Annotated in this window: 9 protein-coding genes; 6 read left to right on the top strand and 3 right to left on the bottom strand. The window is 64.2% G+C overall.

Annotation, left to right across the window (positions count from 1 at the left end; genetic code table 11):
• Positions 1-14 precede the first annotated feature (14 nt).
• On the top strand, positions 15-1865 hold the full coding sequence (locus VG320_RS23935; RefSeq protein WP_327202541.1) for a phosphoenolpyruvate carboxykinase (GTP): 1851 nt from the start codon (positions 15-17) through the stop codon (positions 1863-1865).
• Positions 1866-2232: 367 nt separating this feature from the next.
• The gene (locus tag VG320_RS23930) at positions 2233-3357 is read left to right on the top strand and encodes a LysR family transcriptional regulator (protein ID WP_327202539.1); all 1125 of its coding nucleotides are present in this window, start codon (positions 2233-2235) and stop codon (positions 3355-3357) included.
• A 127-nt stretch (positions 3358-3484) separates the two neighbouring features.
• Here the strand turns inward: VG320_RS23930 and VG320_RS23925 are convergent, their stop codons facing one another.
• From VG320_RS23925 to dprA, 3 genes are all read right to left on the bottom strand, one after another.
• Positions 3485-6151 (bottom strand): DNA topoisomerase III, encoded by a 2667-nt coding sequence (locus VG320_RS23925; protein ID WP_327202538.1) that lies wholly within the window; start codon positions 6149-6151, stop codon positions 3485-3487.
• A gap of 294 nt (positions 6152-6445) precedes the next feature.
• Positions 6446-6823, bottom strand: coding sequence for a thioredoxin family protein (locus VG320_RS23920; RefSeq protein WP_327202537.1), 378 nt, complete (start codon positions 6821-6823; stop codon positions 6446-6448).
• A gap of 109 nt (positions 6824-6932) precedes the next feature.
• Positions 6933-8144: a DNA-processing protein DprA gene (dprA, locus tag VG320_RS23915; RefSeq protein ID WP_327202536.1), complete on the bottom strand. Its 1212-nt coding sequence runs from the start codon at positions 8142-8144 to the stop codon at positions 6933-6935.
• A gap of 346 nt (positions 8145-8490) precedes the next feature.
• On the opposite strand from dprA, the gene def reads away from it, so the two are divergent.
• From def to htpX, 4 genes are all read left to right on the top strand, one after another.
• On the top strand, positions 8491-8994 hold the full coding sequence (def, locus tag VG320_RS23910) for a peptide deformylase (protein WP_327202535.1): 504 nt from the start codon (positions 8491-8493) through the stop codon (positions 8992-8994).
• Positions 8995-9044: 50 nt separating this feature from the next.
• The gene (gene fmt / locus VG320_RS23905) at positions 9045-10043 is read left to right on the top strand and encodes a methionyl-tRNA formyltransferase (protein WP_327202534.1); all 999 of its coding nucleotides are present in this window, start codon (positions 9045-9047) and stop codon (positions 10041-10043) included.
• A gap of 138 nt (positions 10044-10181) precedes the next feature.
• A complete protein-coding gene (locus tag VG320_RS23900; RefSeq protein WP_327202533.1) occupies positions 10182-10829 on the top strand; it encodes a LysE family translocator in 648 nt (215 codons plus the stop codon).
• 132 nt (positions 10830-10961) lie between these two features.
• Positions 10962-11819 (top strand): zinc metalloprotease HtpX, encoded by an 858-nt coding sequence (gene htpX, locus VG320_RS23895; RefSeq protein WP_327202532.1) that lies wholly within the window; start codon positions 10962-10964, stop codon positions 11817-11819.
• Positions 11820-11947: the final 128 nt, after the last annotated feature.

Below are 11947 nucleotides of genomic sequence, written 5' to 3'. Positions count from 1 at the left end.
TTGGAGACACTTCGATGAACCATCCCGATTTCCCCGCACAGGCCGCCGCGCAAGCGCCGGCCTGGGTCCGCCACCGAAAACTGGTGGAGTGGGTGCAAAGCGTTGCCGCGCACACCCAACCCGAACGCATCGTCTGGTGCGACGGCTCGCAGGAGGAATACGACCGTCTTTGCCAGCAGATGGTCGATGCCGGCACGATGCGCCGCCTCAATGCGCAAAAGCGCCCGAATTCGTATCTCGCCTGCTCCGATCCCTCGGACGTCGCGCGCGTCGAGGATCGCACCTTCATCTGCTCGCAGAAGAAGGAAGATGCGGGCCCAACCAACAACTGGATGGCGCCGGCCGAAATGCGCGCGACGCTCGACGGCCTGTTCGCCGGTTCGATGCGCGGCCGCACGATGTACGTGGTGCCATTTTCGATGGGGCCGCTCGGTTCGCCGATCGCGCACATCGGCGTGGAACTTTCCGATAGCCCCTACGTGGCCGTGAACATGCGCATCATGACGCGCATGGGCCGCGCCGTGTACGACGTGCTGGGCGAGGACGGCGAGTTCGTGCCCTGCGTGCATAGTGTGGGCGCACCGCTGGCGGCCGATGCGCAGGACGTGGCCTGGCCGTGCAACAAGACGAAGTACATCGTTCATTTCCCGGAAACGCGCGAAATCTGGAGCTACGGCTCGGGCTACGGCGGCAATGCGCTGCTCGGCAAGAAGTGCTTCGCGCTGCGCATCGCCTCGACGATGGGTCGCGACGAAGGCTGGCTCGCCGAGCACATGCTGATTCTGGGCGTGAAGTCGCCGCAGGGCCGCAAGTATCACGTCGCGGCGGCGTTCCCGTCGGCGTGTGGCAAGACCAACTTCGCCATGCTGATTCCGCCGGCCGCGATGAATGGCTGGGAAATCAGCACGATCGGCGACGATATTGCCTGGATCAAGCCGGGCGCCGATGGCCGTCTCTACGCCATCAACCCGGAAGCGGGCTACTTTGGCGTCGCGCCGGGCACGAGCGAGAAGACCAACTTCAACGCGATGGCCACGCTCAAGGAGAACGTGATCTTCACCAACGTCGCGCTGACCGACGACGGCGACGTCTGGTGGGAGGGCATGACCGACACGCCGCCCGCGCATCTGATCGACTGGCAGGGCAACGACTGGACGCCCGAAATCGCGAAGGAAACCGGTCGTAAGGCTGCGCATCCGAACGCGCGTTTCACGGCGCCGGCCTCTCAATGTCCGTCGATCGACGCCGACTGGGAGAACCCCAAGGGCGTCGCAATCGACGCGTTCCTGTTCGGCGGCCGCCGCTCGACCACCGTGCCGCTCGTGACCGAGGCGCGCGACTGGACCGAGGGCGTCTACATGGCTGCGACGATGGGTTCGGAAACCACGGCCGCCGCCGCCGGACAGCAAGGCGTGGTGCGTCGTGATCCGTTCGCGATGCTGCCGTTCTGCGGCTACAACATGGCCGATTACTTCGGTCACTGGCTCAAGGTGGGCGAGCGCCTGACGCAACTGGGCGCGACGCTGCCGCGCATCTTTTGCGTGAACTGGTTCCGCAAGGGCGAGGACGGCAAGTTCGTGTGGCCGGGCTTCGGCGAAAACATGCGTGTGCTGGAGTGGATGGTGCGTCGCATCGAAGGTCAGGCCGAAGGGGAGGGGCATGCATTCGGTGTCTCGCCGCGCTACGACGACCTCGACTGGCGCGGGCTGGATTTCACGCCGGCGCAGTTTGCGCAGGTGATTTCCGTCGACGCCGATGCCTGGCGCGCGGAACTCGCGTTGCACACGGAATTGTTCGAAACGCTCGCGCAGGGCTTGCCGCAGGCATTGCGCGACGCACGCACGGCGTTGGAAAGCCGTTTCTAATGCCTTGAATAATGCAAATGTAAGCGCTCACTAACTAACTATTTTTGGTTTTTGAGCGTTATTTGAATAAAGGGCCGCCTTTAAAGCGGCCTTTTTTATTTAAGGGTCGCAACGCTTGCAAAGAATTATCAGAAACCGATGGGTTTTCTGTTCGCAGGAAAGCCCGACGTTTCGCTGCGTTGCGCAAAATTGTTTCGTTACGGGAAACAATAAGCGTGCTGCGACGGCATATTCGGTGACAGTAGCGAAAATTTCGAAGAAATTCCGGGCTATGGAGGCAACTTCTGCACGAATTCCGATGTCGTAGGAGAATTCCCGGTTTCCTCCGCCGGTTTTCGGCGGACAAGTAACACGCAGGAGTTGTCTCATGGATCATTTGCAGTCGATGCGAGTATTCGTCAAAGTGGCGGACCTCGGCAGTTTCGCCCGGGCCGCTTCGGCGATGGATATCTCCAATGCGGTTGCAACGCGTCACGTCGCCGACCTGGAAGGCCGGCTTGGCACGCGTTTGCTCAACCGCACGACCCGCAGCCTCTCCCTCACCGAATCCGGTCAGGTCTATCTCGAACGCGCCCGTCAAATCCTCGACGAGCTCGAAGATGTCGAGCAAATGGTGGTGGCGCGTAACCACGAGCCCGTAGGCACGCTGCGCATCGTCGCGCCGGTGGTATTCGGCTTGCACAATCTCGCGCCCGTGCTGCAAACCTACACGCAGCGCTATCCGCAAGTGATTCCCGACGTCACGCTGGTCGATCGTCAGGTCGATCTGGTCGAAGAGGGCTTCGATCTGGGCGTCGTGACCGCGCGCCAGATGCGCAGCGCGAGCATCGTCACGCGCCGCCTGACGACGGGTTGCATGACCGTGTGCGCGACGCCTGCGTATCTGGAAAAGCACGGCACGCCCACCCGCCCCGAGCATCTGATGGAGCATCCGTCGCTGTCGCTGCCTTCGGAATACTGGGGTGACGAGCGCGTGTTCACGGGGCCGGATGGCGAAATCCGCGTGCGCCCGACCAATGTGATCGTTGCCAACAACACCGAAATGCTGCGCCAGTTCGCGCTGCTCGGGATGGGCCTCGCAATCCTGCCGAGCTACCTGATCGGGCGCGACATGACGCGTGGCCGTCTGGTGCGCCTGCTGGGCGATTACCGTCTGCCGCAGGTCGAGATCAACGTCGCGTATCCGAGCCGCCGCCACTTGCCGGCCAAGGTGCGTACCTTCATCGACCACCTCGTCGAGCACTTCAGCCAGACGCCGAACAGCCAGCTGGGCGAGCAATGGGTCAAGGACGGTCAGGCGCGTCCTGCCGAAGCCATGGCAGCCGCCCATAACGGCGCCACGCACCCGGTTGTGCCCGAAGCGTTCGACGGCGCGGAGCCGGTTTCGGAACTGCTCGACTCCAGCCGTGGCACCGTGGAGGCCGAGCGTGCGCCGAAAACGGCTCGCGCTTCGACGGGCCGCACGCGGACTTCGGCGATTTCTCCGCTGTAAATGCGGCTTTGCGCCGTCAAGGCACAAGTTCAGACGAAAAAAAGGCGCAGCTTCGAAAGAAGCTGCGCCTTTTTACTAATGCGCTAGCGGGGAGCGGCCCGTCGAAGGGCCGCGCATCAGACTGACCTTACGACCCCGTCTTGCGTGCCGGCGTCTTGCGAGCGGCGGTCTTGCGCGCCGGTGCGGCCTTGGCGGCCGTTGTCTTCGCAGCGGTCTTGCGAGCCGGTTTGGCGCTCGCTTCGGCGGCGTCGTTGCCCGCGTCGTTCGCGGCTTCGTCTGCGTCCGCGCTGGCGGCCGTTTTCTTCGCCGTTTTGGCAGCGGCAGTCTTGGCGCTCGGCTCCTTCTTCTCGAACTCGAAGCCGATCTTGCCGTCCGGCTGCTTGACCAGGAACGCCTTGAAGTTGCGGCCCGTGCGCGACGACTTGAAGCTCGTCAGCAGGTCCGTACGGCCCTCGGTCAGCAGCTTGGCCATCTGCTCGCGCGCGATTTCCTGCTGCAGAATCACCTTGCCCGAGCGGAAATCGCAGGTCTTGGGATTCGCCACGGAGTTTTCGCAGACGTAGCTCATGCCGTGCTCGAACACGCGGCCCTTGCACTTCGGGCAGCTACCCACGGCTTCCTGCTGCGAGAAGTCCGGCGCTTCGCCGTCTTCCGTGCCGGAATCCTGGCCGAAATCGAACTCCAGCTTGAAGTTCTTGATCTCGTCGTCGAGCGACAGCTTGAGAATCGCCGAGAACGGTCGGCCCATCTTGCTGCGGAAACCCGAAAGCGGGCCGATCGTCTTGTTCTGCAACAGCTCTTCGACTTCGGGGATTTCGAACTGGCGTCCGCCCGGAATCTTCGAGATCGAGAACTCGCACTTCGTACACGCGAAGCGGCGGTAGTTTTCCTTCACCTGGCCGCCGCAATGCGGACACGGCGTTTGCAGCGTCGCGTAGTCGCCGGGGATCGTGTCGGAGTCGTATTCCTTCGCGCGCTTGACGATGGTCTGCGTCATGCGGGCGATTTCCTGCATGAACGCATCGCGTGCCAGCCTGCCGCGCTCCATCTGCGACAGCTTGTACTCCCACTCGCCGGTCAATTCAGGCGCGGTGAGTTCTTCCACGCCCAGACCGCGCAGCAGCGTCATGAGCTGGAACGCCTTGGCGGTCGGAATCAGATCGCGGCCTTCGCGCACCAGATACTTTTCGCCGAGCAGGCCTTCGATGATGGCTGCGCGCGTGGCCGGCGTGCCCAGACCCTTGGCGGCCATCGCCTCGCGCAGTTCCTCGTCGTCGACCAGCTTGCCCGCGCCTTCCATCGCCGAGAGCAGCGTCGCTTCGTTGTAGCGTGCAGGCGGCTTGGTCACCAGTTGATGCGCGGCGATCTTGTCGGTCTTGACCTTCTCGTCCTTCTGCACCGGCACGAGGCTGGCGTCGTCGCCGCTGGTGTCGCGGCCGTAGATCTGCAGCCAGCCCGGCTCGACCATCACCTTGCCTTCGGTCTTGAAATGATGACCGGAGACTTCGGTGATACGCGTGGTGACGCGGAATTCCGCGGCCGGGAAGAACACGGCGAGGAAGCGCTTGACCACGAGGTCATACAGCTTCTGCTCCGGCTCCGACAGATTCTTCGGCGCCTGCAGCGTCGGGATGATTGCAAAGTGGTCGCTGATCTTCGAGTTATCGAAGATGCGCTTGTTCGGCTTCACCCAGCCCTTGTCGAGCGCCTGCTTGGCAAACGGCAGGTAGTTGTTGCTCTCCTTGAGCATCGCCATCGTCTCCTTGACGGTGTCGATGTAGTCCTCAGGCAGCGCGCGCGCGTCGGTACGCGGGTAGGTGAGCACCTTGTGCTTTTCGTACAGCGCCTGGGCGAGGCCCAGCGTGTTCTTCGCCGAAAAACCGAAGCGGCCGTTGGCCTCGCGCTGCAGGCTCGTCAGGTCGAAGAGCGCGGGCGAGAGCTGGGTGGACGGCTTCGATTCTTCCGTGACCGTGCCTTCGCGGCCATGGCAGGCGGCGACGATGGTTTCGGCCGCCGGCAAGCTCCAGAGGCGCGAATCGCGCTTTTCCGGATCGTGCTCGTCCTTCTTGAATTTCGGGTCGTACCAGCGGCCTTCGTAGAAGCCGCCCGCGCAGACGAATTCGGCGCGCACTTCCCAATAATCGCGCGGCACGAAACGGCGAATTTTCTCTTCACGTTCGACGACGATCGACAACGTTGGCGTCTGAACGCGACCAACCGTGGTCAGGAAGAAACCGCCGCCCTTGCTGTTGAAGGCCGTCATGGCGCGCGTGCCGTTGATGCCCACGAGCCAGTCGGCTTCCGAGCGGCAGCGTGCGGCGTCGGCCAGCGGCAGCATGTCGTCGTCGCTGCGCAGGTTCGCGAAACCGTCGCGGATCGCCTGCTGCGTCATCGACTGCAGCCACAGGCGCTGGACCGGCTGCTTCGCCTTCGCGTGCTGCGCGATCAGGCGGAAAATCAGTTCGCCTTCGCGCCCCGCGTCGCAGGCGTTGATCAGTTTCGTGACGTCCTTGCGCTTGAGCAGCTTCGTGAGCACCTTTAGCCGCGACTCGCTTTTGGCGATCGGATTCAGGTCGAAGTGGGGCGGAATCACCGGCAGGTTGGCGAAGCTCCATTTGCCTCGCTTGACTTCGTACTCCTCGGGCGCGGCGATTTCCAGCAAGTGGCCGACCGCCGACGACAGCACGTAGTCGTCGCTTTCGTAGTACTCGTCATGCTTGGTAAATCCGCCCAGAGCGCGCGCGATGTCGTTCGCGACGGATGGCTTCTCGGCGATGATCAGAGCTTTGGACATGACTGGTTGTGTGTGGGTGTATCCGGGTGGGCGCCCCGCGGTTATGCCGTCTGGATTGGCCGCGTGGCCGGCGCGCCGTTGGGCGCCTCGTTAACGACCGCTTTATAGCACATGGCGCGCGGGCGGCGATTTTCGTGTCATCGGTCTGGCTGCCCGCGAGGCGTTTTTGGCGCCATCGTAAGGGCGCCAATAATAAAGGCGCGGCGCGCCGTGGGGCAAGCGGGACGGCCCTCGCCGCGCGCATCGCGCCTTGATCTGGCTTCCGGTATTGGCGCGACGGCGCTCGTGCGGCTTTTACGCTTCGATCAGCGCGGGGCGCAGCTTTGGCGCATCGGCCACGCCCGGCAGCGCGGTCAGGTCCGCAAGCATGCGCTCGACCACGGCGCCATGCGGCAGCACGGTGCCAAAAAAGCGAGTGGCGTGGCTGTCTTCGATCAGGATCGTGGGGAAATTTTCGACGTCGAGGTCGTCGAAACGGTCTGCGTGCGTTTCGATGTCGATATAGGCGAAGCAGATTTCCGGATGCGCATCGGCGATGCGGTCGAAGGTCGCCCGATAGTCGCGACAGGTGCCGCACCACTGCGCGCACAGGCACGCGACGAACAGCGTGTCGCGGTCGCTGATGCGCTCGGCGATCTGGTCGGCGTCGGTGTCGAGGTCAAGCGCGGGCATGGTCGTTCCTTGCGGTCTCTTCTATATAGAGTCGGTGGTGCGCGGCTGGCAAATTGGCGGCCAGCGCTGCTCAATGATGCATGTGGCGCGAATGTAACACGGCGGCGCACTAGCAGTGGGAGGCCCGCATGAAGCGCCCGCCCGGCAGCGCGCTGACGTGGCCGGCCAGTTCGAGCCGCAGCAAGGTGGCCTGCAACATCGCCTCGGCCATGTCGGTGCGTTGCGCGAGGATTTCAAGTGTGGCGGGCGCGTGGCCGAGAGCGGCAAGCAGTGCTGCGGATTGTGAATCGAGTGGCGGCGAGTCGGCGCTTGCGGGCGTGGTGAATTCCAGTGGGCGTGTCTGCGCGTCCTTCGTGCTGCGTCTGCGTGTCGCTGGACCAGTGCGCGGTGCGTGCGAAGCGGCTTGCGCGGATGGCACCGTCTGCTTGACCCCCAGCGCTTCAAGCACTTCTTCCGGGGTTTCGACCAGTTGCGCGCCCTCCTTGATGAGCCGATGGCAGCCGCGCGAGAGCGGCGCATGGATCGATCCGGGCAACGCGAATATGTCGCGCCCCATTTCGTTGGCGAGGCGCGCGGTAATAAGCGAGCCCGAGCGCATGGCGGCCTCGACCACGATCACGCCTTCCACGAGCGCCGAGATCACACGGTTGCGCTGCGGGAAATTGGCGGAGCGCGCGGGCGTGCCGAGCGGCCATTCGCTGACGATCGCGCCCTGGGCGGCGATCTGGCGGGCGAGCGGATGGTGCGCGGCGGGATAGACGAGATCGGCGCCGGTGCCGATCACCGCGACGGTGCCGCCGCGTTCGCTCAGCGCGCCTTCGTGGGCCGCGCCGTCCACGCCGAGCGCGAGCCCCGACACGACCGCAAGCCCTGCCGCCGCAAGCGTGCGCGCGAAACGCTGCGCGTCCTCCAGCGCCTGCGGCGTGGCGCTGCGGCTGCCGACCACGGCGACGCTTCGCGCATGCAGCCGATCAAGCCGCCCCTTCACGTAGAGCAGCGGCGGCGGATCGGGCATCGTCAGGAGGCGCGGCGGATAGGCGGGATCGGCGAGCGTCACCAGCGCATTGCCTGGCAACGCGCGCCAGGCCTGCACGGCGGCCAGCTGTTGCGGGAAATCGGCAGACGGTGGGGCGAGCACGGCATGCGCGGCTTGACTGCCGCACACCGCAGCAAGCGCGTCGAATGGTTGCGCCAGCACCTGCTGTGGCAACCCGAACGCGCCGAGCAGCGCACGCAGCGCCGCCGGCTTCAGGCCGCGCGCGCTCGCGAGGCGCAACCAGGCGGCAAGCTCATCGGTCAGGAGCGGCAAGGCAGCGAGCATCGGCGAAACTCCGGCTGACGGGCGAAGCCTGGCCCGTCGTGTTAAAATTTTCACTATCCGAAATACATTTGCGGCGCTGTGACGCATCGTCACGGCGGGCCGCCGGCGTGACGTCACACGGCTCGCGTGACGCCGCTTTCGCCCCTGTTGCCGCATACAGCGATTGCGTGCAAGGTGGCCGCCGGTGCGTTGATTCCGGTCGATTTGTCCGTATATCGTCCGCATATCTTCTGTTTTACGCGTGGGTCTCACCAGCTGGCCGAACGGCCAGCGCGCGCAAGCGTGCACGAATGAGCGCACGTAAAAGCGCACGCCCCGCGGCGCCCAACCAGAAACCTGTCGAACCATGGCTCTACTGAACATTCTTCATTACCCGGACAAGCGCCTGCACAAGGTCGCCAAGCCGGTCGAGGTCGTCAACGACCGCATCCGCAAGCTCGTCGCCGACATGGCCGAAACCATGTACGCGGCGCCCGGCGTGGGCCTCGCGGCCACCCAGGTGGACGTGCACGAGCGCGTTGTCGTGATCGACGTGTCCGACGCGCACGACGAACTCCAGGTCTTCATCAACCCGGAAATCGTCTGGTCGAGCAAAGAGCGCGAAATCCACGAAGAGGGCTGCCTCTCCGTGCCGGGCATCTACGACGAAGTCGAGCGCGCGGAGAAAGTGCGCGTGCGCGCCCTCAACGAGAAGGGCGAGAGCTACGAAGTGGATTGCGAAGGGCTGCTTGCCGTGTGCATCCAGCACGAAATGGATCACCTGATGGGCAAGGTGTTCGTCGAATATCTGTCGTCGCTCAAGCAGACGCGCATCAAGAGCAAGATGAAGAAGCTCGAACGCGCGATGTAAGCTCGGGCGCTACGCCTTCACCTTGTACGTTTGCTGATCTGTCCGTGCCCATGAGCCATTCCCTTCGCGTGATTTTTGCCGGTACGCCGGAATTTGCCGCCGCCGCGCTTGCCGCGATCCACGAGGCGGGCTTTCCCGTGCCGCTCGTGCTGACCCAGCCCGACCGTCCCGCCGGGCGCGGGATGAAACTGCAGGCGAGCCCCGTCAAACGCTACGCCGAAGAGCACGGCATCCCGGTCGCGCAGCCCACGTCGCTGCGCCGCGCCGGCAAGTATCCCGAAGAGGCCGCCGCGGCGCTCGACCTGCTCAACGCGACGCCGCACGACGTCATGGTGGTGGCCGCCTATGGCCTGATCCTGCCGCAGGAAGTGCTCGACATTGCGCCGTCGGGCTGCATCAACATCCACGCGTCGATCCTGCCGCGCTGGCGCGGCGCCGCGCCGATCCATCGCGCGATCGAGGCCGGCGACAGCGAGACCGGCATCACGCTGATGCAGATGGACGCGGGCCTCGACACCGGGCCGATGATCTCGGAAATCCGCACGCCCATCACGGCGACGGACACAACCGCGACGCTGCACGACCGCCTGGCGACGCTGGGCGCGCAGCTCGTGGTGGACTGGCTCACGCAGCTCGAACGCACGGGCCAGTTGCCGATCACGCCGCAGCCCGCCGATGGCGTGACCTACGCGGAAAAAATCGGCAAGCAGGAAGCCGCGCTCGATTTCCGCCGTCCTGCCGATGTGCTGGCGCGCCAGGTTCGCGCGTTCGATCCGTTCCCGGGCGGTGCGGCCACGCTGGACGGCGCGCTCATCAAGCTGTGGGCCGCTGAAGTGGCGCAGGACGCCAATGTGCCCGCTGATGCACAGCCGGGCCAGATTCTCGACGTATCGCCGGCCGGTGTGGTGGTCGCATGCGGCGAGGGCGCGCTGCGCTTCACGCAGCTACAAAAGCCGGGCGGCAAGCGTCTGCCCGCGCGCGAATTCCTTGCTGGCATGCCGCTGGTGGCCGGCCAGCGCTTCGCGCTCAACGATTCCCCTGCGGCCTGATCGCCGCCTCACGTTTTCTTCAAGCGAAGCGGCCAGTAACGCGCGTCATGCGGCGCGCGTTAGAATCGACCAGTTGATCGAGACGTCCGCAACAGACGGCTCGACCCTGCTTTTCAAGTCGCTTTGTAAGAGAACGTCATGCTTGGCATTACCCATTTCGGCTTCTTCCTCGTCGCTGTCTTCCTCCTGAATCTCACGCCGGGCCCCGATACGGCCTACATCGTCGGCCGCAGCGTCGCGCAAGGGCGTAGCGCCGGATTGGTGTCGTCGCTGGGGATTTCGGCGGGGTGTTGCGTGCATGCGCTCGCCTGTGCGTTCGGGCTGACAGCGCTGCTGGCGGCCTCGGCGACTGCGTTCACCGTCATCAAGCTCGTGGGCGCGTGCTATCTCGTCTACCTGGGCGTGCGCCTGATCTTCGCGAAGCAGACCGAAGCGGCCCCCGCTAGCGCGACCGATGCCGCCGCATCCGCCCAGAAGCGCCCGCTGCGCCAGTTGTTCCTCTCGGGCTTCTGGACCAATGTGCTGAACCCCAAAGTCGTGCTGTTCTTCGTCTCGTTCTTCCCGCAATTCGTGACCGTGACGAGCCCGCACAAGATTCTGGCCTTCCTCGCGCTCGGCGCCGTGTTTGTGCTGATGAGCACGATCTGGAACAGCTTTGTCGCGTGGATCGCGGGCAGCGTCACGCAGCGCTTCTCGGGCAAGCCTGGCATCAAGAAGTGGCTCGATCGCACCGTCGGTTCGGCGTTCGTGGGCCTGGGCGTGAAACTCGCGACCAGCACACGCTGAGATTGAATTTTTCCAATCCGCCCATATCTAACAAATCGCTTACAATGCGCTCGCTGCAAGTCAAGCCAGGTTTTAAGGCAGCGGGCGATTCGATAACCGATACGTTAATTGAAGGGTGAAGGAGCAAGGAACATGTTCAACTGGGTCAAAACCGCGATGTTGATGGCCGCGATTACGGCCCTTTTCATCGTCATCGGCGGCATGATCGGCGGGCGCAGCGGCATGATGCTGGCGCTCCTGATCGCGTTCGGCATGAACTTCTTTTCGTACTGGTTCTCGGACAAGATGGTCCTGCGCATGTACAACGCGCAGGAAGTGGACGAGACCACCGCGCCGCAGTTCTATCGCATGGTTCGCGAACTGGCCACGCGCGCGAACATTCCGATGCCGCGCGTCTATCTGATCAACGAAGACGCGCCCAACGCGTTCGCCACGGGCCGCAATCCCGAACACGCCGCGGTAGCCGCGACCACGGGTATTCTGCGCGTGCTTTCCGAGCGCGAAATGCGCGGCGTGATGGCTCACGAACTGGCGCACGTGAAGCATCGCGACATCCTGATCTCGACGATTTCGGCGACCATGGCCGGTGCGATTTCGGCGATCGCGAACTTCGCGATGTTCTTTGGCGGCCGCGACGAAAACGGCCGCCCCGCCAACCCGATCGCCGGTATCGCCGTTGCACTGCTCGCGCCGATCGCAGGCGCGCTGATCCAGATGGCGATTTCGCGTGCGCGCGAATTCGAGGCCGATCGCGGCGGCGCGCAGATTTCCGGCGATCCGCAGGCGCTGGCGTCGGCGCTAGACAAGATCCATCGCTACGCGCAGGGCATTCCGTTCCCGGCCGCCGAGCAGCATCCGGCAACCGCGCAGATGATGATCATGAATCCGCTTAGCGGGGGCGCGATCGCCAATCTGTTCTCGACGCACCCGGCCACGGAAGAGCGCATCGCGCGTCTGATGGAAATGGCGCGCACGGGACGCTTCGACTAAAGCCAGCGCGAGAGCGCGACCAGAAAGGCAGACCATGGTCTGCCTTTTTTCTTTGCAGTCGCCGAAATGGTTGGCTTGACCGTGGCTCATCAGCGTTGCGCCCGCGCCACGCTACAATGGCTCGCTTG

Origin of the sequence: Paraburkholderia sp., assembly GCF_035948235.1 — a bacterium.
Classification (GTDB): domain Bacteria; phylum Pseudomonadota; class Gammaproteobacteria; order Burkholderiales; family Burkholderiaceae; genus Paraburkholderia.
This window is presented reverse-complemented; position numbering and strand designations above follow the sequence as displayed.

Bases quoted from the DNA above. Each gene is read 5' to 3' on its own strand.
- VG320_RS23935 (WP_327202541.1), top strand. From the start codon at position 15: ATGAACCATCCCGATTTCCCCGCACAGGCCGCCGCGCAAGCGCCGGCC.
- VG320_RS23930 (WP_327202539.1), top strand. From the start codon at position 2,233: ATGGATCATTTGCAGTCGATGCGAGTATTCGTCAAAGTGGCGGACCTC.
- VG320_RS23925 (WP_327202538.1), bottom strand. From the start codon at position 6,151: ATGTCCAAAGCTCTGATCATCGCCGAGAAGCCATCCGTCGCGAACGAC.
- VG320_RS23920 (WP_327202537.1), bottom strand. From the start codon at position 6,823: ATGCCCGCGCTTGACCTCGACACCGACGCCGACCAGATCGCCGAGCGC.
- dprA (WP_327202536.1), bottom strand. From the start codon at position 8,144: ATGCTCGCTGCCTTGCCGCTCCTGACCGATGAGCTTGCCGCCTGGTTG.
- def (WP_327202535.1), top strand. From the start codon at position 8,491: ATGGCTCTACTGAACATTCTTCATTACCCGGACAAGCGCCTGCACAAG.
- fmt (WP_327202534.1), top strand. From the start codon at position 9,045: ATGAGCCATTCCCTTCGCGTGATTTTTGCCGGTACGCCGGAATTTGCC.
- VG320_RS23900 (WP_327202533.1), top strand. From the start codon at position 10,182: ATGCTTGGCATTACCCATTTCGGCTTCTTCCTCGTCGCTGTCTTCCTC.
- htpX (WP_327202532.1), top strand. From the start codon at position 10,962: ATGTTCAACTGGGTCAAAACCGCGATGTTGATGGCCGCGATTACGGCC.